Source organism: Salinimonas marina (genome assembly GCF_015644725.1).
Classification (GTDB): domain Bacteria; phylum Pseudomonadota; class Gammaproteobacteria; order Enterobacterales; family Alteromonadaceae; genus Alteromonas.
The window spans coordinates 2771508-2793471 of the sequence record NZ_CP064795.1; the positions used below are offsets into that span (position 1 = coordinate 2771508).

Annotated in this window: 17 protein-coding genes and 1 pseudogene; 9 read left to right on the top strand and 9 right to left on the bottom strand. The window is 47.7% G+C overall.

The genetic code is table 11. The features are described 5' to 3' along the window. Positions 1–48: 48 nt before the first annotated feature. The 4 genes from IT774_RS12375 to IT774_RS12390 all read right to left on the bottom strand — a co-directional run bounded on the left by IT774_RS12375 (position 49) and on the right by IT774_RS12390 (position 5075). Entirely contained in the window at positions 49–1413 is a 1365-nt protein-coding gene (locus tag IT774_RS12375; protein WP_195810037.1) for a sigma-54-dependent transcriptional regulator, read from the bottom strand. After that, complete coding sequence (locus IT774_RS12380; RefSeq protein WP_195810038.1) at positions 1410–2543, bottom strand: sensor histidine kinase; 1134 nt, start codon at positions 2541–2543, stop codon at positions 1410–1412. The genes IT774_RS12375 and IT774_RS12380 overlap by 4 nt, the downstream gene beginning before the upstream one ends. Before the next feature lie 119 nt (positions 2544–2662). Continuing rightward, on the bottom strand, positions 2663–4126 hold the full coding sequence (locus IT774_RS12385) for a sigma-54 dependent transcriptional regulator (protein ID WP_195810039.1): 1464 nt from the start codon (positions 4124–4126) through the stop codon (positions 2663–2665). A gap of 151 nt (positions 4127–4277) precedes the next feature. After that, the gene (locus IT774_RS12390; protein WP_195810040.1) at positions 4278–5075 is read right to left on the bottom strand and encodes a flagellin N-terminal helical domain-containing protein; all 798 of its coding nucleotides are present in this window, start codon (positions 5073–5075) and stop codon (positions 4278–4280) included. A gap of 272 nt (positions 5076–5347) precedes the next feature. Between IT774_RS12390 and pseF the strand changes: the two genes are divergently transcribed. From pseF to IT774_RS12435, 9 genes and pseudogenes are all read left to right on the top strand, one after another. Beyond that, the gene (pseF, locus tag IT774_RS12395; RefSeq protein WP_195810041.1) at positions 5348–6049 is read left to right on the top strand and encodes a pseudaminic acid cytidylyltransferase; all 702 of its coding nucleotides are present in this window, start codon (positions 5348–5350) and stop codon (positions 6047–6049) included. Beyond that, complete coding sequence (locus tag IT774_RS12400) at positions 6046–6597, top strand: hypothetical protein (protein ID WP_195810042.1); 552 nt, start codon at positions 6046–6048, stop codon at positions 6595–6597. Before pseF ends, IT774_RS12400 begins: the two co-directional genes overlap by 4 nt. Next, positions 6594–7076, top strand: coding sequence for a glycosyltransferase (locus IT774_RS12405; RefSeq protein ID WP_195810043.1), 483 nt, complete (start codon positions 6594–6596; stop codon positions 7074–7076). The genes IT774_RS12400 and IT774_RS12405 overlap by 4 nt, the downstream gene beginning before the upstream one ends. A 1-nt stretch (position 7077) precedes the next feature. Next, positions 7078–8126: pseudogene (pseI, locus tag IT774_RS12410) on the top strand (pseudaminic acid synthase). Positions 8127–8128: 2 nt separating this feature from the next. Then, the gene (locus IT774_RS12415) at positions 8129–9043 is read left to right on the top strand and encodes a LicD family protein (RefSeq protein WP_195810044.1); all 915 of its coding nucleotides are present in this window, start codon (positions 8129–8131) and stop codon (positions 9041–9043) included. Then, positions 9037–9969, top strand: a complete 933-nt coding sequence (locus IT774_RS12420; RefSeq protein ID WP_195810045.1) for an ATP-grasp domain-containing protein — start codon at positions 9037–9039, stop codon at positions 9967–9969. The genes IT774_RS12415 and IT774_RS12420 overlap by 7 nt, the downstream gene beginning before the upstream one ends. Next, on the top strand, positions 9966–10619 hold the full coding sequence (locus IT774_RS12425) for an HAD family hydrolase (protein WP_195810046.1): 654 nt from the start codon (positions 9966–9968) through the stop codon (positions 10617–10619). The genes IT774_RS12420 and IT774_RS12425 overlap by 4 nt, the downstream gene beginning before the upstream one ends. A 79-nt stretch (positions 10620–10698) precedes the next feature. Further along, positions 10699–12864, top strand: coding sequence for a polysaccharide pyruvyl transferase family protein (locus tag IT774_RS12430; protein WP_232364982.1), 2166 nt, complete (start codon positions 10699–10701; stop codon positions 12862–12864). Further along, positions 12861–14108 carry a glycosyltransferase gene (locus tag IT774_RS12435; RefSeq protein WP_195810047.1) on the top strand — a complete coding sequence of 416 codons (1248 nt, stop codon included), beginning with the start codon at positions 12861–12863 and terminating at the stop codon, positions 14106–14108. Before IT774_RS12430 ends, IT774_RS12435 begins: the two co-directional genes overlap by 4 nt. 110 nt (positions 14109–14218) lie before the next feature. Here the strand turns inward: IT774_RS12435 and IT774_RS12440 are convergent, their stop codons facing one another. Genes IT774_RS12440 through IT774_RS12460 form a run of 5 tightly spaced genes read right to left on the bottom strand, consistent with a single transcriptional unit; the run spans position 14219 to position 21963 of the window. Beyond that, positions 14219–15268 carry a glycosyltransferase gene (locus IT774_RS12440; RefSeq protein ID WP_195810048.1) on the bottom strand — a complete coding sequence of 350 codons (1050 nt, stop codon included), beginning with the start codon at positions 15266–15268 and terminating at the stop codon, positions 14219–14221. After that, positions 15268–16290: a glycosyltransferase gene (locus tag IT774_RS12445; RefSeq protein WP_195810049.1), complete on the bottom strand. Its 1023-nt coding sequence runs from the start codon at positions 16288–16290 to the stop codon at positions 15268–15270. Before IT774_RS12445 ends, IT774_RS12440 begins: the two co-directional genes overlap by 1 nt. 37 nt (positions 16291–16327) lie before the next feature. Further along, on the bottom strand, positions 16328–17470 hold the full coding sequence (pseC, locus tag IT774_RS12450; protein ID WP_195810050.1) for a UDP-4-amino-4,6-dideoxy-N-acetyl-beta-L-altrosamine transaminase: 1143 nt from the start codon (positions 17468–17470) through the stop codon (positions 16328–16330). Next, complete coding sequence (pseB, locus tag IT774_RS12455; protein ID WP_195810051.1) at positions 17467–18471, bottom strand: UDP-N-acetylglucosamine 4,6-dehydratase (inverting); 1005 nt, start codon at positions 18469–18471, stop codon at positions 17467–17469. Before pseB ends, pseC begins: the two co-directional genes overlap by 4 nt. 3 nt (positions 18472–18474) lie before the next feature. After that, positions 18475–21963 (bottom strand): 6-hydroxymethylpterin diphosphokinase MptE-like protein, encoded by a 3489-nt coding sequence (locus tag IT774_RS12460; protein WP_195810052.1) that lies wholly within the window; start codon positions 21961–21963, stop codon positions 18475–18477. Position 21964 lies beyond the last annotated feature (1 nt).

Consider the following 21964-nt stretch of genomic DNA (forward strand, 5'->3'; position numbering starts at 1 on the left):
ATACCGCGAGGCCGGGCAGTCTCACGGTATGTTTAATTGCACATGGTCTCAGGCGGGCACATCAATACCATCTTCGCGCATTTTGGCAAGCTTGTAGCGTAAGGTGCGCGGACTTATACCCAGTTTTTCAGCCACGTCTTTACGTTTGCCGTTGCAAACCTGGAGCGTATCTAAAATAATCTGATGCTCCTGCTGACGCAATTCGCTGCCTAAGCGGCTACTGTCCTCCTGGGCCTCAACCGGCGCTACCTGATGAGTCTGGCCAGTATTATGACTGGCCAGCGTGGCTGCCATATCGATCATTAAATCGCCGGCATCAATTGTATCACCGCTGTGCAGTATCAGTGCCCGCTGGATAACATTTTCCAGCTCGCGAACATTACCAGGCCAGTCGTACTGGATAAGTTTATTGCGGGCTGACGCATTAAGCTTTGCGGTGGCCTGCCCCTGCTTATGGGCATGGCGGGCAAGTAAGTGATCTGCCAGCGGCACAATATCGCCCGGGCGCTGCGCTAAGGCCTGCCAGGTGATGGGGAACACATTCAGACGGTAAAAAAGATCTTCGCGAAATTCACCATTGTCTACGGCGGCGCGTAAATCACGGTTACTGGTGGCAATCACCCGCACATCCAGCTTGACGGTTTTGCGTCCGCCCAACCGCTCGACTTCCTTTTCCTGTAACACCCTCAGCAATTTGGCCTGTAGCGCCAAATCCATCTCGGTAATTTCATCCAGCAACAGAGTGCCGCCCTGGGCTTGTTCAAACTTGCCGGGGCTAGCCTGTAACGCGCCGGTAAACGCGCCTTTTTCATAACCAAACAACGTGGCTTCAAGCATATTCTCAGGAATGGCCGCGCAGTTTATTGCCACAAATGGCGCCGCCGCCCGGTTAGACTGATCATGAATATAACGCGACAGCACTTCTTTGCCTGAACCACTAGGGCCCAACACCATTACCGTTGCCTCCGAACGCGCCACTTTACTGGCCAGGGCTAAAAGCTCCAGACTACTGGGGTCGGCGGCAACCGGAGTACAGGACTCCACCTTCTGAGCAGGCGCATAACGCTCCACCAGATTCAGTAACACCTGAGGAGCAAATGGCTTGGATAAGTAATCGGTGGCCCCATCACGCATGGCTTGTACCGCATCATCAATGGTGGCATACGCGGTCATCAGTAACACCGGCATCTGGGGAAAGCGGGACTTAATATGTTTAAGCAACACCAGGCCACTCATTTTGGCCATCTGAATATCACTGACCACTAAGTCTATCTGATATTGGCCTAAACAACTCATGGCTTCTTCGGCGCTATCGGCTGCCACTACCCGATACCTGGCCAGATTCAGGGTATCAATTAATGCTTCGCGTAAACCGGCATCATCTTCCACAATCAATATACTGGTTTGGCTCATGCTGTTTCTCCTGAGGTATAAGTACCCATGTCAGACTTAGTGCCAGGCAGAGTCAGACAAAAGCAAGCTCCCCCCTGCGCCAGATTCGTGACACTTAGCTGGCCCTGATGGGCGTGGGCCACCGACTTTACCACTGCCAGTCCCAGCCCGGTGCCATGGGTTTTGGTAGTGAAAAACGGTTCAAAAATCTTATCTTTTTCGGTATCTGGAATGCCCGGCCCCGTGTCGATGACCTGGATATGCACCTTTTCATCACAATACTTCGCGACGATCCGTATCCGGGTTTCGGGGGCGCTGACCTGGCTGGCGTTATGGATCAGGTTTAATAGCGCGCCGCTGAGCGCACTCTGATTGCCGATAATCTGCACCTGGGTATCAAATCCTTCAAATACCAGTTGCTGCCGGTGAGGATCAGTCAGGCTGACGGCATTAGGCACGATAGCCATCTTGATATCACTCAGACTAAGCCGGGATACGACCTGTTCTTCGCCTGATTTGGCAAATAACAACATATCGTTGACCTGACTTTCGAGCTCCTGTAACCGTCCGGTTAATTTATGCGCAAAACCGATGCCGGCTTCTTTTTCCACATCCGGGCGGGTTAAATTTGCGGCATACAGCATAGCGGCTGACAATGGCGTGCGAATCTGATGAGCCAGCGACGCCACCATCTTTCCAAGTGCCGATAAACGCTGCATATGACTGACCCGGGCTTGCAATTGCCGGGTTTCAGTCAGATCGGTAAGCACAATTAATTGCCCAGGTTCGGTTTGCAACGGGGTAATGGAAAGTTTGACCCGACGGCCATCAATCAGTGACACTTCGTGACCATCGTCGGCGCGGGGCTTGAACGAACGAGCGATGATGGTGCGCCAAAGCTGGCCTTCGAGGGGCTCACCTAACAAATCCATGGCCTGACCATTTGCCTGGCGTACAATGCCTTTACCATCCAGCACGATAACGCCGGCGGGCATAACCTGTAACAAGTGTGAAAGACGATCGGCCTGATGACGCAGTGCCTGTAACTCTTCACCAGAGTGTGCTGGCGCGCCACTATCAAAATAGCGGGAAGGTGGCGCAGAGTACGTATTATCGTACGTGGCGCTATGATGCGTGCTGTCGTATGTCATATCGTCCTCGTCAAAAAGCAGACGTGTTTCTTATGACAATCTAGCTAGCATTTGGCGTGCCAACTTATTAGCACTTATTTTTCAGTGAGTTAGCGTGTATTGTGAGAAGGGTTAGGTTGTCAATTATCTGACGAGCAATTTTCTTCACGCTGAATATTGTACTTGCGCATCTTTTCCACCAGGGTGGTACGGCGCATCCCCAGTTTATCCGCCGCCCGGGCTACCACCCAGTCCTGTTGCTCTAATGCCTGGATAATCAGGTTGATCTCCAGCTCAGACAGATACTCTTTAAGATTGACGCCTTCCATCGGCAACTGTGACTGGTCAATAAATTCACCTGGGCTGGCTTCGTTATCGGGGGCATCCTGCTGAGACGCCGCCTCAGCAAATAAGGCGTTAAACGCATCACGCTCCAGCAGCTCCTCGGGGTATTCTGGCTGATACGCCTGTACATCGCCATACTGATATTTTGGCGGTAACTCCTGAATATCGACAATCTGGCCGGGGTACAAAATACTCAAGCGTTCAACCAGGTTCGACAGCTCACGAACATTACCCGCCCACTGATGTTCCATCAGCGAAGCGATAGCCATTTCGGTGAACCGCACAGCATCAACGCCGTCGCCCTGGATACGGCTAATAAGTTCCTGCAGCAGTAACGGGATATCTTCGCGACGCTCGCGCAGGGCCGGACTGTCGATAGGAAAGACATTTAGCCGGTAATACAAATCCTCACGAAACTTGTTATCGGCAATCATGGTTTCCAGATTGCGGTGCGTGGCCGCGACAATCCGAACATTACAGCGAATAGGCGTGCTGCCACCGACCCGTTCGAAGGTTCGCTCTTGCAACACCCGTAGCAATTTGACCTGCATCTGCATGGGCATGTCGCCGATTTCATCTAGAAACAGGGTACCATTTTCAGCCAGCTCGAAGCGGCCTTTGCGGGCACTGATGGCGCCGGTAAACGCCCCTTTTTCATGCCCAAACAGCTCACTTTCAAGCAGCTCACCCGGGATCGCCCCGCAGTTAACCGGAATAAACGGGCCATCTTTTCTTTCTGAAAAAAAGTGAACATTACGGGCCACCACCTCTTTGCCGGTACCCGACTCACCTAAAATCAGTACCGTGGCATCGGTGGGCGCAACCTGTTCTACCAGACGCCGTACCATTTGAATTTCTTCGCTTTTGCCTACCAGGGAACGAAATAAACGGGTTTTGATGCCGGAGGGTTTGTCAGAACCCGGACGCCGCCGGCTGTATTCCTGGCAGCGGTGAATTGCCTGAGTTAAAGCAGGGTAAGTCATGGGTAAGGTTATCACCCCGACCAGATTGCGCTCGGGCCCGACACTGCCGTCTTCTTCGACCAGCGCAACAAATGGAATATGAGGAAATTGCAGGATAAGCTCCTGAACCGACGCCGCGGCGAAGTCCAGCAACACCGCATCTACCGGGTTGTCCTTTAAATACTGTGCGCTTTTTTCCGGCGCACGGGTGGTATAAGGTTCACCGATAAACGAAACAATGGTTTCTAGCTTATGAATCAGTTCGCCGTTATTGCTAACGAGCAGAATATCCTTCATTAATTCCCCGAAAAGATGCGTTCTTATTATTAACAGTTTAGCGCATTTGCATGATTTTAGCGGTAAACGAATCTGGCGCAACTGTTGATCGCTTAATTGTGCTCAGAAAAAAAGCAGGCAAGCCTGCTTTTTCAAAAAGAGCTGAAATTAGTTAACTTAACAACGCCAGAACCTGTCCCTGCTGTTGATTGGCCTGCGCCTGCATCGACGTACTGGCCTGACTTAATACATCCTGAGACACACTTTGCGTGACAGCCTGGGCATAGTCAAGATCCTGAATCCGACCCCGTGCGGCCGCCGTGTTCACTTCAGACTGTGACATAGTACGTGCGCTACTGGCCAACTGGTTTTGGGTGGCACCCAGTTCAGCCCGGAACCCACCCACGCTCTCCAGTGCAGCATCGGTAGCTTCCAACGCCTGGTTGACATCTCCAGAGGTCACATCAATACTCAGCACGTCGCTAAGTTCACGCACCACATCATTGGTCTGGATATCCACGTTCTGGCCGGCATTAGCGCCCACCTGAAAACTGACCTGAGAGGACTCATTGAGCAGCGGTTTGCCCGCGAAGTTAGTTTGTTCAGCCGTCAGACTGATGTTGTCCTGCAAGGCTGAAATTTCTGACTGGATAGCCTCGCGATCACTGCTAGAAAGGATGCCGTTACCCGCCTGCATGGTAAGCTCGCGGATGCGGCTGACATCTTCATTAATATTGGCCAGACCGCCTTCAGCCACCTGTGCCAGTGAAATACCATCATAGGCATTCGTGATAGCCTGCCGACTGCCTTCAACCTGCGAGGTAAGCCGGTCGATAATTTGCTGGGCCGCGGCGCCATCTGAGGCGTTGTTCACCTGTTTGCCACTGGCAAGCTTTTCCATCAGATCAGTTTTTTTATCCTGTACCTGTTGCAACAAGCTCGACGGACCTTCGGAATTGAAGTTAATCATGAGATGCTCCTTATACTGTCTTTATGTTAGCACAGCCGACTATTTTTGCAGCATGTTATGGGTATGTTTGTTAATAACGCAAAAAGCGAGTATCACTCTCTGCTGTGCTGTTTTTCACACTCAGCCATGCTTGCGTTATACTCTGATTTTATTGCAGATTTATTCATCTACAACGCCTTCGAAAAAAGATTGATATTTCTGTCCTTTTTATACCTGACACGCCAGTAGGCGGACCACCGACGCTGGCGTCGATGCCATAGTAAAGGGGTATTATGAATATAGTCATCATTCCGGCCCGGGGCGGCAGCAAACGAATCCCCCGAAAAAATATTCGCCATTTTTGTGGCAAGCCCATGCTGGCACATTCTATTGAAACCGCCCTTGCCAGCGGCGTGGTCGACAAAGTCGTGGTTTCCACCGACGATGAGGCCATTGCCGAAGTCGCCCGCCATCACGGCGCCGAAGTCCCGTTTATGCGGCCACCCGAACTGGCGGATGACTATACCGGTACCTCGCCGGTGGTGTGTCATGCAATTAAAGAACTGCTGGGGATGGGCTGGTCGCTTGATTACTGCGCCTGCATCTATGCTACGGCGCCGCTGCTGTCGGCCTCGCAGGTAAGCGAAGCGCTGCATCAACTGCAACAAAGCAAGTGGGATTATGTCTTTACGGCGGCCCGTTACTCGTTTCCCATTCAGCGCGCTATTATGCAAACCGACAGCGGCGGCGTAGTCCCTTTTGATGCCCATGGCATAACCCAGCGTTCGCAGGATTTGCCCCCCGCGTTTCACGATGCCGGCCAACTATACTGGGGCAGCTGTGAAACCTGGCTGGATTCTAAAAAACACATTTTCGGTGCTAATTCCCACATGTTGGTGCTACCGGATTACCAGGTACAGGATATTGACACCCCCGAAGACTGGGAGCGTGCAGAAATGTTGTATGAGCTGATAAAACAAAAGACCCGGTCATGAGAGCGGTGTTTCGGGTGGATGGCTCCACCCATATTGGCGCCGGTCATGTTATGCGCTGCCTGACCCTGGCCAAAGCTTTACACCCCATGCAGTGTGTTTTTGTATGCCGTGATTTACCCGGCCATATGCAAGATACCATCGAAGCAGCGGGATTTGAGTGCCGGCTGCTTGGTGCCGTTAAAGGTAGCGATGAAAACCGGGATGCCGAGGCGACATTAGCGATACTTAACGGTTTTGGGCCCTTTTCATTGCTGGTGGTTGATCATTATGCGTTGGGCGCACGGTATTGTCAGGCTTTGCAAAGCCAGCGGCAGGCGACCCTTGTGATAGACGATCTTGCCAATCGGCCACACTATTGCGACTTTTTACTAGACCAAAATTTGTTTAGCACCCCCAGGAGCGTTATCTGGCCTACGTACCCGCCTCCACGCGGTTGCTGCTTGGCCCCCGATACGCATTGCTGCGTGAGGAATTTTATGCGCCTCCCCTGCCCCGGCAGCCGGAAAAAATTCTGGTATGCTTTGGCGGGGCCGATGAACACAATATGACCGGTCAAACCGTCAGGGCCCTGCAAAAATTAAAGAATTTATCAGTAAGCACCGATATTGTAGTGGGTGGCAGTTATCCCTGGCACGAACAGTTACAAGCGCAAATAGCGGAGCGTCCGGACATAACCTTACACCATCAGTGCGGCTATATGGCCAGGCTGATGCAGCAGGCTTCGCTGATGATCAGTAGCGGCGGCACCATTCACTGGGAACGTTGTATTAGCGGGCTTGCCGGCATCGTGGTCACCGTGGCCGATAATCAACGTGCTACTACCGCGGAGTTGGCGCGCCGAAAGGCATGCTGCTGGCTGGGGGATGCCGGTGAGGTAAGCCAGGCGCAGTTGACTGCCAGTATTGAGCAATTGCTAGGCGCCCCTGCTACATTGAATGCTATGGCGAAAATAGCCCAGAATATTGTTCCACGCACCGGCGGTGCCGCTTTGGTCGCCAGCCACATTCGCGCGTTTTTAAGAGGTTAACATGAAAAATATTACCATTGGCCAATACACCATTGGCGCCGATCAGCCGCCGTTTATTATCGCCGAGATGTCGGGTAACCATGGTCAGTCGATGGAAAAAGCCAAAGCTTTGATTGATGCGGCTGCCAGGGCCGGCGCACACGCGATCAAGTTTCAGACCTACACCCCTGATACCATCACGCTGGATGTGCACGAAAACGAATTTTTTATCAATGATCCCGACAGTTTGTGGGAAGGTAATTCGCTCTATAATTTATATAGTGAAGCCATGACCCCATGGGAATGGCATTCAGACCTGTTTACTTATGCGCAGCAGCAGGGGCTATTGGCCTTCAGCACCCCCTTTGATTCGTCTGCCGTCGAGTTTCTCGAAACATTGAACCCGCCCTGCTATAAAATCGCCTCGTTTGAAAATATTGATCATGGGTTACTGGCGGCCGTGGCCAAAACCGGAAAGCCGGTGATTGTGTCTACAGGGATGGCGACCCAGGCCGAACTTGCCGAGTCGGTAGAAGTACTGAAGGCCAATGGCTGTGAAGATCTGATTTTATTAAAGTGCACCAGTAATTACCCGGCCCGCCCGGTCGATGCCAATCTGCGTACCATCCCGCATATGGCGCAGCTGTTCGATTGCCAGGTGGGGCTTTCTGATCATACCCCGGGGTAGGCGTAGCGGTGGCCGCGGTAGCACTGGGGGCGACGGTAATCGAAAAACATTTTGTGCTGGATCGCACGGGCGGTGAAGTAGACGCAGAGTTTTCTTTAGAGCCTCACGAGGTCAGACTCCTGGTAGAAGAAACCGAGCGTGCTGCTATTGCCTTAGGCCGGGTTACCTATGGGGCCACGGCTAAAGAGCAAGCATCGACGGTGCACCGGCGTTCATTGTATATTGCTCAGGATTTGCAAGCCGGGGACATTCTTACCGAAACCAATTTGCGCTCCGTACGTCCAGGTTTAGGGCTGGCACCCAAGTATTTACCTTTATTGCTGGGTAAGCCGGTTAAACAGGCGGTGGCCAAAGGCACCGCCATGAGCTGGGATCTCATTTAAGCATGCGTACGGTGCTGTTTGGAGCCAGTAAAGCCGGGGAATACTTTATTGAGCAAAATCCTTGTGTTGATATTGTCGCAGTGGCCGACAATGATACTGGGCGCCACGGCACTTACCTGCTTGACATCCCCGTCATCGCGCCGGCCAGATTACAAGCGCTGAAGTTTGATACCTTGATCATTACCAGCCAGTGGGTGGATGCCATTAGCCGCCAGCTCACCGAAGAGCTCAAGATTGACCCAGCGCGTATTCAGATTCCGCCAAAACAGCAGCTGAAAGCCGCGAAACCCTTCGAACATCCGGCCACGCTAAAGCTGGCGCATGCGCTGATGCATCAACTGCATAGCTTTTTGGATACGCATCATATTGCGGCCTGCCTGGACTCGGGAACCTTGCTGGGAGCGGTACGTGAACAGCGGCTTATCCCCTGGGACGATGATATCGACTTTGCTTTGGACCCGCCCAATTTCACCCGGTTGCTGGAGCGGGCAGAAATGCTGTACCACTTTTTGCCACAACAGCCAGGCGTGCAGTGGCAGGTTATACAGATAAAGGTAGATGGACGCCCGGCCTGTATCAATATCGAGTTTACCTGCGAAGACGCAAGCCAATGGGTGCCGTTTGATTTAAGTTTGCAATTACGCGAAACCACCAATGGCTATTCCGAACTGGTTTCCTCTGCCGGTTTGTTTTTTGCGCCGGCCGAGCATTTTGACCACTTCGGGCAAATTGAATTTTTGGGCAAGACCTTTGGGGCGCCCACCAACGCCGAAGACTTTCTTGAATTTATGTACGGTAACTGGCAGACACCGCAACAAAGCTTTCGTATTACCGAATATCAAAGCCGCCGTGCTAATTTACCCTTGCATACAGCCCGGCCGGTAATAGCAAAACAGGAAATAAAGCGCCCATGCTGAAAATACTGATAAGCAGCTCAGCAGCTAAAATTCCGATGTTACAGGCCATCAAACAAGCAGCTTCCAGACTCGATGATAAGGCGCTGGTGGTAGCAGGCGATAGCGAACCCACTGCCTTAAGCCAGTATTTTGCCGATGACTTTTGGTGCATGCCGGCAATCTGCGAGGCTAACCTGCAGCAGATTATGGATGAGCTTATCCGCCGCCAGATTTCTCATGTTGTTCCTAGCCGTGATGGAGAACTGTTGTTTTGGGCAAGGCATAGCGCTGCACTTGAACAACACAATATAGACGTTATTTGTGCAGAGGCTAACGCTGTGGAGGTGTGTCTGGACAAGCTGAAGTTTGCGCGGTCAGAGGGCCCGGTAATATCTGCGAGCGAAACTCTGGAGACCCTGGACACCCACCGCTTTGTCGTAAAAGAACGCTTTGGTGCCGGCAGCAGATCGCTGTTGCTGAATGTCCGCAAAACCGAGGCTCAGCAGCATGGGCTGGGTTTATCTCACCCCATCTATCAGCCGTTTATCGAAGGACGTGAGATAAGCATCGATGCCTGGCTGGATAAACACTACCAGGTGAAAGGTCATATTTATCGCTACCGACAAGTTGTGAAACACGGTGAGTCTACCGTGACCCAAACGGTGCATCTGCCACAATTCGACACGATTATTCGTCAGTTTTTACATTCTCTTCAGTTAACCGGGCCGGTGGTGTTACAGGCGATTATCGATGCCAGTCATAGTTTACACATTATCGAGTGCAATGCCCGTTTTGGCGGGGCCTCCACATTAGGCATTAAAGCGGGCGTCGATAGCTTTTACTGGAGCCTGGCGCAAAGCGCAGGCATTGACTTAACGCAAATTGAGTTTAGCCCCTCACCCACGCCGATTACCCAGATTCGTTATGCTCAGGATTGCTATTTGTGATTTATATCTTCGATTTAGACGACACCCTATATGATGAACGCCAGTATGTTGAAAGTGGTTTTAGGGCGGTGGCCCGTTTTGCTGAACAAAAATGGGGACTGAACCAGGACGAGTCGTGGCAATCCATGCTTGCCATCCTGGATAAAGAAGGCCGCGGGGCCGTGTTCAATCGTTGGTTGGCGCCTTTCGCTCTGGACACTAAAACCAATATAAAGCGCTGTCTGTCAGCTTATCGAACGCATCAGCCTGACCTTAGTATGCCTGCAGCGCATCTTGAATTACTCCATCGCCTGCCTAAGCCCTTATATCTGGTAACCGACGGCAACAAGGTAGTGCAACACAATAAAGTGAAAGCCCTTGGCATTGAGGCCTTATTCAAGCGGGTTTTCATTACCCACAGGTTTGGGGTGCAACATGCCAAGCCTTCGACGCACTGTTTTGAGCTGATAAAACAGGCGGAAGGCTGCGAGTGGCAGGATATGGTTTACATTGGTGACAACCCCGCCAAGGACTTTGTTAATTTAAATAAACTGGGGATGCAGACGGTTCGCGTGTTAACCGGGGTGCATAGGAAAGTCGACGCAGCCCCTGGCTATGAAGCGCACTACCGTATCAGCTGTCTTGATGCATTTTCAGACTTTAGATTTTAGCGGCACCCTGACCAAAAGTGACGAATACTTTTATTTAGCAAGATAGTACAGCTCATATGATTAACTGAGGCTAACCGGTTTGATTGTAACCCGAACAGATTTAACAAAAACTTTTCGCGAATTTGAAGCGATTTCCCGTGTAAGTAAAACGCAGAAGTTGTCCGCAACCAGCAAACCGAAGGTTTTAAACCTTAATATTATCGATACGTGTAATTCCAGATGCACTATGTGCAACATCTGGAAAAACGAAAACGAGGTAGAGATTACGCCTGAAGGTTTAGGTAAACTGCTCGCTGACCCCTTATACTCTGAATTAGCCCATGTGGGGGTGACCGGTGGCGAACCCACTCTTCGGGAGGACATTATTGAGGTGTATGAGCAGTTAATCCTTTCTTTGCCTGCATTGAAAGGGTTGAGCATTATTACCAACGCAATTGAAGAAAACACTGTTAAGCAGCGAATTAGTCAGATAAATGAACTTTGTCTGCATCACGGGGTGCCATTTTCTGCCATGGTTTCCATAGATGGCTATAAAAAAACACATGACAGAATCAGAGGCATTAAGAATAACTTTGAGTCTGCATATAACGTCTACACATATCTGAACGAAGAATTGAAGGTGCCCACCACCTTTGGCTGCACCATCTCTAAGAAAAATGTATGGGAAGTCGACGACCTTCTTTATTTTGCGCAGAAAAATAATATGCGAGGGCGTTTTCGCGTTGCTGAGTTTATTAACCGTCTTTATAACGAAGATCGGGATAATGTAATTCGCAACTTCACTGAAGATGAGACCTATCATCTGGTTCTTTTTTTCGAGAAGTTAAAACAAAATTACGAAAACTCAAACTCGGTAAAACGCACTTACACAAGCATTCAAAACATGCTTCTGGGTGGTGAGCGACTCATTGGCTGCCCTTACCACAACGACGGTATCGTAGTCGGCTCTAAAGGCCAGATAAATTATTGTGCTCCAAAATCTAACGACATTGGTAATGGGCAGCATGAATCCTCTTTAGCGTTGTATCGAAAAAAATTCCATCAGAAAGAGGCGATTGTACAAAAAGACTGCAAAAACTGTATTCACGATTATCATGCCCCCATTACCTACAACGAGAAAAAGCGAGAGCTCAACGACTTTCTCAATCTAAGAACGCTACGAACAGAAAATGCAGATTTGCTTGCACTCTATTCCAATTCTATGTCGGCAATACCTATCCCATCCGGTAAAAAGAGAGTCTTTATTGTAGGCTGGTATGGGACTGAAACAGTGGGCGATAAAGCCATACTGGGAGGCATAGTACAGGCGTACGAGACTGCTTATGGCTCCACTTTAGACTTGGTTATCGGGAGCCTGTACCCTTTTGTAACCCAGAAGACCTGTAAAGAGCTTAATATTAATGCCACCGTGGTTTCGACTAAAACATACGACTTACTTCGTTATGCTAAAAGTGCCGACGAAGTCGTTATGGGCGGCGGACCGTTGATGGATTTAAATGAATTGTACGTTCCACTTATCGCTTTTAAAGTAGCTAAAATCAATAATATTAAAACGGTAATTCAGGGGTGTGGTCTAGGGCCTTTACACAAAGACCGTTTCAAACGCGCCGTAAAAAATCTTCTGGAGTTGGCGACGGTCATAAATCTACGTGATTCAGCCAGCGTAAAGCAAGCAAGCACAATGGGGTTTAGTAACGCCTCCCTTAGCGGCGATTTCGCCCGACCGTACATTAAACAAAACTTCATTGAGCAAAACTCAGCCCAAAGCGCCAATGTTATACGCTGTTTCCTCAGAGAGTGGACCTACGAATACTCTCGCCATCTATCTATTGAAGAATTTCAGACCGAAAAGAAGAAGCTGGAAGCTGGCATAGCACAGCTTATCCGGGAAAAAGCTGAACAAACGGGTTGTTCTAATATCAGACTGGAGCACATGCATAATTTTGTGGTAGGCAACGATGACCGCGACTTCAGCCGTTATTTTATAGAAACCTACTTTAGCAACGAGCAGGATCTGAATATTTCGTTTAACCCCAAGCTTGCCACCGTCGAAAATATTGTTTCAGCGATGCAAAACGCAACGCATAATATCTGTATGAGATTTCATTCGGTTCTTTTTGCTCAAACCCTGAAACTTCCTTTTACGGCGATTGATTACACCCGTGGGGGCAAAATACAGTTTTATCTGGAGGACTGTAATCAAATGGATTCTATGATTCCCCCCCTACAATTAATTAAATCATGAAAGTATTGCTTGTTAACACCTACGATAGTGGCGGAGCTGGAACAGCTTGCGTAAGGTTACATAATGCGCTACTAAAACACGGCGTTAGTTCACACTTACTCACTATGCATAAAACCCGGACTGATATCCCTTTTCACTACAGTTACGAAGATATGTCGGGTGCAGAACCTACCAATATTTTAAATCGTTTGAATTCTTTAACAATTGGTAACCGAGAAATTGATACCACCACTATAAAAAATATTAGCCAAAGTGCATCTCAATTCACCGATGTATTTTCCTCCATCTATAGCGACTGTCGAATAGAGGATATCCCGGATATCGGCTCTTATGATGTCATCAATCTGCACTGGACTTCACGTTTTTTGAATTGGCCTAGTTTTTTCGTATCAAAAATTATCAAAAAAGTGGTATGGACCTTACATGATATGGCACCTTTTACAGGAGGGTATCATTATTCAAATGGCTTTGAGGGCTATAAAAACGATGATGCATTGCCGCATTTTTTACGCCAAACTGCTGAACCTAATTTATCGAAAATGCTACTTGCTGAGAAGCAAGCGATCCTGAACGCGTCTACAATCCCTGTTGCTATAGTGTCACCTTCCAAATGGTTATTACAGTGTTCGCAACAAAGCACACTATTCAATAAAAAGTCGCATCATCATATATTTAATTGTGTGCCAGAGGAATTCAAAGTATCCGACAGCGCTACTCTGGCATCTCGGGTTAATATAACCAAGGGCACTAAAGTTATTTTATTTGTCTCTGATGCAAAAAAATCTTATCGCAAAGGTTTTCATTTTATTGAACGCCTCATAGACGAACTGCCCGCGAGTCAATTTACGTTTATTAATGTCGGTGGCGAACTGGCTTGTCACAAGAGCAATGTAATTAATTTAGGTCGAATAGCTGACCAAAATGAGCTGGCCGAAGCTTACATCCTGGCAGACAGAGTAGTAGTACCTTCGCTTGAAGATAATTCGCCCAATGTCGTCATCGAATCTTTGGTTTGTGGCACGCCCGTAGTTGGTTTTTCGATAGGGGGGATGACCGACTTTGTGACCGATAATAAATGTGTATACCTGAGTGATGACGTATCTTTCCAGGGGCTTAAGAAGACATTACTCGACTCATTATTGTCAGACGCTTCGGCTGTCAATAATGAGTCGCTAACACCGGCCCGAAAAAGGTATTCAGAAGATGAGCAGGCAAAATCCTATTTAGAGGTATTTACAGAATAACATGCCTGAAGAAGCCCCCTAAATTTGCCCTGAACAGGGTCCGCCTTTTCACTGATGTTTTACACCACTGATTATTAACTATGCTTCAGAGATAATTTAACACATATAATTTACACTTTATCAATTTCAAACCAGTTTAAGATGCGAGCACTTGGAAGTCTTTTACTAATACTCTGACTTATTTTTTCTCTATGCCCACCTTCAATACAATTGATCACATAATCAGGTTCTTTATCAAAATTTGAATTAAGGGAGTAGCAGGGAAATGTTGAATTTATAAGAGACTCAGAACTATTTGAAACCAGAAAGTAGTTTACCTGGAGATCGCAGTGTCGGCCTATTCCACTAATTATTTCAGAAAGCCCCCTTGTTCCGAATATAGCAATATTTTTTCCCTTCATTGCTGAGAAATCTAACTGTTCATTGAGAAATAATTTGAAAATTTTCTTTAGGTAAAGATTATTCTGGGTATGAATTGACGCATCGGCTATATTGGCATCTAATGCAGCAGGATCCCCTAATAGATATTCTACAATTTTATCCTGAGCTATTACATTCTGGCGGTTGTCTATCTGACTACTTACCCCACCTAAATGAAATTTTGCTATTAATTTGTCAGTGCAAACACCCTCATAGTTTCTAACCACTTTTTTCATAAAGTACATATCCGCAGCAATGGTCAGACACTCATTGAACCCGCCCACCTCTTCAAATACTTCACGCCGACAGACAAATCCCTGATGGCGGGGCTTGGATTTTGGTTCATCAGGCTGGTATTCGCGCGCCACAAACGAACGAGCTGCTTCGATACAATACACAGCCCCGGAAAGGAACATCACAGCGTCTTTGAACTGACTTATAATAAAATCAGCAATATCCGAACCAATCAGCTCATCATCGGAATTCAAAAAATACACTAGATCCCCGGTAGCCTGAGAAATTCCTTTATTGAATGCATCGTAGATTCCCCGATCCTTGGCACTCAGTATTGTTTCGATATGAGGATATTGTGCAGCCAGCTGCAGGGTTTTATCAGTAGATCTTCCATCAATTATAATATGTTCAATATCAGATAATCGAGTTTGACAGGCTACGCTATCAAGACAGCGCCGAAGCGTTTTTTCGCTATTAAAAGTGGCAGTAATAATGGATAGTTTCATTAGTTTATCACTATATAATCCTGCCACTCCAGCATGGCATTGTGGTTTAACACAGCACAAACTTCGGCTCTAACCGGTTGCGCCGCCACAATAACTTTAGCGGCAGGACAGTCGTACAGCGTCTCATCAAGGGTAACCACCGGCAATCCTTCCACAACCTCTGCATCAGGCATTTTATCTTTTTCAATAAAACCCTGTATGTGCATATTTCGCTGTTCCAGTACACGCTTTAGGGATCGAGCGCCCCCGCCACTGCCGTAAATAAAAAGGGGGCCGTTTTGGGCTAATTTTGCTATGTACGGCCACTTTATCGACACCAGTGTATTCATCCCTTCATCAAGGTCACCGGTACTTGCGGTGGCGGTTATTGAGGTGTCGCTCACTCTAATCTTTACCAATACTGAAGCAACACAGTCAAAAATATAGCCTTTTTCCAATAGACGATAAAACATACCGTAATCTTCAAACATTCGTTTGGCTGGATAGCCTGCCTGTTTTATTGCTTCGGTTTTAGCCATATACGAAGCGTGTAAAAAACATAACCACCGGGGCAATTCGCAATGAATTTTGTTACTTGAATCAATGCTATTGAGCAAAGGTTGTTTTGTTTGTACAAAATTAATAAATCTTTCAGAGTTAGCCACCGATGGAGAGTCGGCAAAGTATTCTATATAGCACTTGTTGATATCTGCTCCTGATAACTTCAGGTGGGAAAGCTGAGCTTCAAATCGTTCGGGAAGATTAATATCATCCGCATCAGTTTTTACAATATACGGTGAGTTGATATAACGAAGTGCCTGATTTAATCTGAAACCAACCCCTTTGTTCTCCTGATTTTCTATCAGCCTGATACGCGGGTCATCAAAGACTTTAATTAGCTCTACGGTCTCATCAGATGACCCATCATCGAGTATAAGAAGTTCAAAATCAGTAAAAGACTGAGCCAGAATACTGTCGATAGCCTCCGTAATATAGCTGGCACTATTAAAGGTCGTCATTAGCGCAGTTAATTCGGCAGACATACTTTGTGTTCAACCTCTCAGAGTTGTGTAAATACGCTTAGGTATTTAAAATATTGCTTAGCTGCTCTATTACTTTGCTCTGCTCTTCGGGTTGTAAACCAGGATACATAGGTAGTGTTAGAGCGCTTTCATAAAATGCTTCCGCCTTCGGAAAGTATCCCTTTTTAAACCCCAACTTCTGATAGTAAGGTTGCAGGTGAATGGGGATGTAATGCACATTCACGCCTATTCCGGCCTGTTGTAATTTTCGGTAAACATCATGCCGGCAATGTTGAGTAAGCTCCACTGCAAACAAATGCCAGGCACTGGTATCACTGGCTGCAGGTAAGTGTAATGGCAATTCGGCCAAAGCATTGAGATAATAACGCGCAATATTTCGCCGTGCGCTTATAAAATCATCTAATTGAGATAATTGGGAACACCCTAGCGCGGCGTGCAAATCGCTCATGCGATAGTTGTAGCCCAACTCCACCTGCTGGTAATACCATGGTCCGTGATTATGACCCGACATTTTTGCAGGATCCCTGGTAACCCCGTGTTTTGCAAACAAAACTGCTTGTTCATAGAGCGCGTTATCGTTTGTTAATAACGCACCACCCTCGGCGGTGGTAATAGATTTCACCGGATGAAAACTGGTAACCGTAATGTCGCTATACTGACAACTTCCCACCGCTGCATTGCAATAAGAACCGCCAAGTGCATGGCTGGCATCTTCTATAAGGGCGATGTCATAACGTTGGGTAAGTGTGCGAATGGCGGCCATATCGCAGCTTAGCCCAGCGTAATGCACTACCACTATCGCCTTTGGCAGTCGGTTGTGTTTCAAAGCCCGCTGGAGTTTTTGTTGCAGTTGTTCAATGCAGAGATTGCGTGTTGCAGGGTCAATATCCACAAAGTCTATATCAGCACCGCAATATAAAGCACAGTTAGCCGAAGCCACAAAAGAGATAGGGGAGGTCCATACAATATCGCCTTCACCCACGCCCAGCGCCAGACAAGCCACATGTAGCGCCGAGGTGCCACTGTTTACCGCCAGCGCATACTTCACCTGACAGTAAGCTTGCAGCATTTGCTCAAATTTGGGAACCTGTTCCCCCTGGGTCAGAAACTGATGTTGCAGCACCTCGACTACTGCGGCAATATCAGCTTCCCCGACAGTATGTTTCCCATAAGGAATCATTCAGCGCCCTCATTAAGCTGCTTAAGCTCTGATACGCTTAAAAAATGCGGATTGGTACCCGAGTGGTATTCGTAACCTTTTTCAGCTGCTTTGCCTTGCTCCCCTAACTTGTTACAGAAATAATTGATATTCCTGTCAAAGAAGTTAATCGGCGGACGAATCACAAAGTGGTCATCGAATTCCACACTATGGTGCGCTACCTCTTCAGGCACCATCATCTCGTGAATTTTTTCGCCAGGGCGAATACCTATTTCCTCATACTCACGCTTACCAGTGAAAGCTTCAACTAAATCTATAATGCGGATTGAAGGAATTTTAGGCACAAAAATCTCGCCTCCCTGCATGCGTCTGAAGCTCTGTAAAACAAACTCTACTCCCTGATCAAGGGTGATCCAAAAGCGAGTCATATTTGGATCGGTTACCGGAAGTACTGTATCTCCTTCAGCAACTTTCTTTCTGAAAAATGGAACTACTGAACCTCTGGAGCCGACCACATTGCCATAGCGGACCACAGAGAAGCGAGGCCCATGAGCACCTGAGATATTATTTGCTGCCACAAACAGCTTGTCTGATGCCAGTTTGGTGGCGCCATACAAGTTCACCGGGTTCGCTGCCTTGTCCGTTGACAAGGCGACCACACGCTCCACGTTATTGGCTATTGCCGCATCAATAACATTTTGCGCCCCATCAATGTTGGTTTTAATACACTCCTGAGGGTTGTATTCGGCAGCCGGGACCTGCTTTAAGGCAGCGGCATGCACCACAAAATCTACGTCCTTCATGGCGGTGATAAGACGTTCTTTATCCCGCACATCTCCTATAAAATAGCGCATGCATGAGGCGTTATGGATTTGCTGCATATCGTATTGTTTAAGTTCATCGCGAGAGTAGATAATGAGCTTTTTAGGCCGGTAGTCTTGCAAAACTCGGCTAACAAAACGATGCCCAAAAGAGCCCGTCCCGCCAGTAACCAATATGGTTTTGTTATCGAATAAGGACATGATTTATTTTACCTCTTCTAGTAGAGATTTATTTTGCTCCCACCGCATCATAAATTTTTCAGGAGTTAAAAGAGGCGTACTGAAATCTGAAGCGCTGAGTTTGTGTATATAGGATAGCCGTTCTCCCAAGATAGTCTTGTGACATTCCGATGGTAGCTCTTCAGCAGTAAACCACAATTGATCAGTAGCACGATACGCATGAAATCTATTGAAAAATTCTGTATCAAAAAACCTTTCTTCTGATAAAGAATTTATACACCTTCCCAACAATGGAACAACCACCTTAGGTGTTTGATCTTCCATCGCGATATACGCTGCAGCGGTGACTCTGGCCATATCATTGCAGTTCACCGGATGACCAGCCAATCGGAAGTCGCCCGGTAAATAAATAAGCCGATGGCTCAAGCCATTACGTAGCAATTTTTCAAGGGTGGGGAACGCTTTAACCACTATACAGTCAGCGCGACCAATAACCCAATCGCCCCTGTCAGGGTCCGGCAAGTCATCAATAAACAAAATATTTTTCTGACAAACTTTGGCTGGGTTGGCCCCCGGGCTTATGTTGCTTTGACCTAAGGAGATGAATTGATTAAGACGACTTAGTCGGGCCGGAATAATCTGAAAAGAAGTCATATGGCTGAGCTTCTTTTGAAACAGTTGTACTCTACGCTCGCGCGGGTAACTCGATATCCCATCAAAATGATACTGACACTGGGTTAGCGCATGCTCTATATGCTCCAGGGTCTCATTCCATGCTGAGGCTATCGACCCAAATGCCTGCATACTCAGTGCTTCATCCGTGATGTTCAGTGTTTTCATCAATGCGCTATTGATGTAATTAACCGTGCCGGTCAGATAAAAATACAACAACGACTGATGCTGTTTGAATGAATCGATGGTGAACTGGCGCTGTTGTTCTACCCAGGCATGCGCCTTAGCGCGATCCTGAGGGACCGATTGCACCAATTCCCGAAATTCAGCAAGTTCCTCGGCCAGCTTATCGCTTCGATAACGCTGATGAAAACGGTCAGCAAAGCCTTCAGGCTCAATAGTTTCAAAAGCGTGCTGTTTAAAGTGATGCAGGGTTTGTGTAACCGCGTTTTCGCTGCTCAAAACCAACAAGTTCTCTGGTGGCAGGGCGTTAGCGCCAGCGATTTTCGCCCCGTCATTCAAATTGTAGGCTTCTACCGCACTTGCAGCCAATGCCTGTTCGATTACCGATTTAGAAACCTTGAATTCATATTTGGTATTGACCCATGGCCGTAAATTACCAGGGATGACCAGCGAGGTATTATTTTCTTTTGAATAATCATAGGTCGGCTGACCATTTTCGTAATAGCCTGAAGCCTTAGAATGATGATGGTTTTTATCCACAAACCCCATGTCGGTGCCAAACAGATATAACTGCTCAAACCCTGCCTGAGTGATAAAGTCAATGGCAAAATTGGTTACCGTGGGATAGGCTTTACCTAACACTGCCCACTCATGTTTAGGATATAACTCGGTAATACTGACTGTGGCCGACTCGCCTTCTTTAAAGGCGAAAAATACATCTTTATAAAGTTCACAGGTGTCCGGATGCATCCCATTGCAGCTCAGTAAGCTGATTTGTTTCAGATAATCAAAATCCCCCACCCGGCAAGCCCAGTCGAAGGTAGCCCGGTTGGTTTCAATTTCTGCATGAAAATGCGGTGTAATACCATTTCGGTGCAGGCTTTGCAGCGCGGTACCACAAGAGATAACAATCGCCCGATGCTGATATTCTTTTACCAAAGGCATCAACGCATCCAGTGAAGGACCATTACCGATGATAAAGACCGGTGTCTCCCGCATCTCCTGCGACAATTGCGATTTCGCCGCTGCCTTCAAAAATGGGGTGTTATGTTTTATGGCCCACTGGGTATGCGCTATCCCATAACGGGAATGGTCAAAATAATCCCCCATGGAAATGATCACCCGCAATTGTTCTCGTAACTGCACTATTGCATTAGACAGCGCGTCATTGTGATAGCTTTGATAGAAGTAAGTACTTGCTAGCACATATGGCCCGATGGTATGGAACTGCATCAGAAGATCGTGGACCAGGTTGCTGCCATCATCGCCGATATTTAAATAGATACGACCATCATTGTCATCGATTTGTTTTAAGATGGCGGCCCAGTCGATGGCGTACAACGAAGCAAAAAAATAGTCGCGATTAGGTTCGCAAATAAACAGCTTTTCGACCTGATAATCGGTGTAGAGCGAAGGCAACTGGTAGCCTACTCCCATGCCAAACATGATCATAGACCTGATAGTCGCTGGCAACTCGCCTTTCGTTTCTTCCAAATCGTTAAGTACATGCTGTACTTTTTCTACCAGCTGATAATGCAGGTAGCTGCGTAGCTTATTGCCGGAATAGCCTAAAACCAGACTGTCTTTATGCGGACGCCGGGCAAAGTTTTGCAAACTTGCATTACAATCTTGCCGGGGATGATCGCTGTATAATCCAGCCAGGGTATTTTTATGAAAAACATTCACTTCACCCTCAGCATTTGCCATCGGCTGCCAGTGTAAAGGCGTATAATTTTCGAACTCTTTGGCCATAGCCGGAAAGTACTGGCGAAATGCAGCAATATTATCATTGAAGCGTGCGGTATCCAGTGCCTCTGTCGACCACTGCTGGTATTGATTATGTCCCTGCCAAACACTGACATAGTTTTCATTGGCACGGTGTTCTACCGAGCCTGGCATTAGCTGGGAAAAATCCTGCCAAGTGTGGGTTGCCAGCATTTCGGCTAGCTGGTTAAAGACCCGATCAGGATAATGCTGATACAGATAAAAACCTTCGATGTTTACGTGTTCTGAAAGCTCCCTGATATGGGCGCTTAAGTCAGCACCGCTGTTTCCAGCCTGAAGATAAATTCCGGTGTGTTTAGACTGCGCCTGCTGCAAAATTGCTTTCCAGTCGGCAATAGTGAGCGAATACTTTAACCGGTCCGGCTCGGGCTCATAGATAATAAGGTGACGGATATCATATTGTTTTATCAACTCTTCAATGTGATAGCCCAACCCCAGACCTAACACCACCAACACTTCAATCGTACCTGCCACAGGCTTGGCCGACCGGTATCTGTGGGCCACCGGGCTATCCAGGCCGTGCAGCAATTTATAATCTCTGGGGGTGGTATCAACGGTGCCTGCCAAGGGAACATACAAGGGGTTTTGAGCAAACTGTTGTACCTGCCGCTGGGCTTCCTGTCTGGGAAATTCACTGTAAAACACACGGCCAGACTGATAGTCAATCAGATTGATCTCACCATGTTTGTTACACAGTAGCGAAACACTACTTTGCACAGGCGCTTGCAGATATTGCAGCAGGTTTGGCATATAACGCTGCAACGCGCTGATATTCTGGCGCTTGCGAGATGCCATAAATTCGGCGGCCTGCTGCTCTACTGCATGCTGACGACTTTCCTCGACATCAACATGCAAATGTATGTTTTTAAGCATT

Bases quoted from the DNA above. Each gene is read 5' to 3' on its own strand.
- IT774_RS12390 (WP_195810040.1), bottom strand. From the start codon at position 5,075: ATGATTAACTTCAATTCCGAAGGTCCGTCGAGCTTGTTGCAACAGGTA.
- IT774_RS12445 (WP_195810049.1), bottom strand. From the start codon at position 16,290: ATGTCTGCCGAATTAACTGCGCTAATGACGACCTTTAATAGTGCCAGC.
- IT774_RS12440 (WP_195810048.1), bottom strand. From the start codon at position 15,268: ATGAAACTATCCATTATTACTGCCACTTTTAATAGCGAAAAAACGCTT.
- IT774_RS12400 (WP_195810042.1), top strand. From the start codon at position 6,046: ATGAGAGCGGTGTTTCGGGTGGATGGCTCCACCCATATTGGCGCCGGT.
- IT774_RS12460 (WP_195810052.1), bottom strand. From the start codon at position 21,963: ATGCTTAAAAACATACATTTGCATGTTGATGTCGAGGAAAGTCGTCAG.
- pseF (WP_195810041.1), top strand. From the start codon at position 5,348: ATGAATATAGTCATCATTCCGGCCCGGGGCGGCAGCAAACGAATCCCC.
- IT774_RS12415 (WP_195810044.1), top strand. From the start codon at position 8,129: ATGCGTACGGTGCTGTTTGGAGCCAGTAAAGCCGGGGAATACTTTATT.
- pseB (WP_195810051.1), bottom strand. From the start codon at position 18,471: ATGTCCTTATTCGATAACAAAACCATATTGGTTACTGGCGGGACGGGC.
- IT774_RS12375 (WP_195810037.1), bottom strand. From the start codon at position 1,413: ATGAGCCAAACCAGTATATTGATTGTGGAAGATGATGCCGGTTTACGC.
- pseC (WP_195810050.1), bottom strand. From the start codon at position 17,470: ATGATTCCTTATGGGAAACATACTGTCGGGGAAGCTGATATTGCCGCA.
- IT774_RS12380 (WP_195810038.1), bottom strand. From the start codon at position 2,543: ATGACATACGACAGCACGCATCATAGCGCCACGTACGATAATACGTAC.
- IT774_RS12435 (WP_195810047.1), top strand. From the start codon at position 12,861: ATGAAAGTATTGCTTGTTAACACCTACGATAGTGGCGGAGCTGGAACA.
- IT774_RS12385 (WP_195810039.1), bottom strand. From the start codon at position 4,126: ATGAAGGATATTCTGCTCGTTAGCAATAACGGCGAACTGATTCATAAG.
- IT774_RS12405 (WP_195810043.1), top strand. From the start codon at position 6,594: ATGACCGGTCAAACCGTCAGGGCCCTGCAAAAATTAAAGAATTTATCA.
- IT774_RS12420 (WP_195810045.1), top strand. From the start codon at position 9,037: ATGCTGAAAATACTGATAAGCAGCTCAGCAGCTAAAATTCCGATGTTA.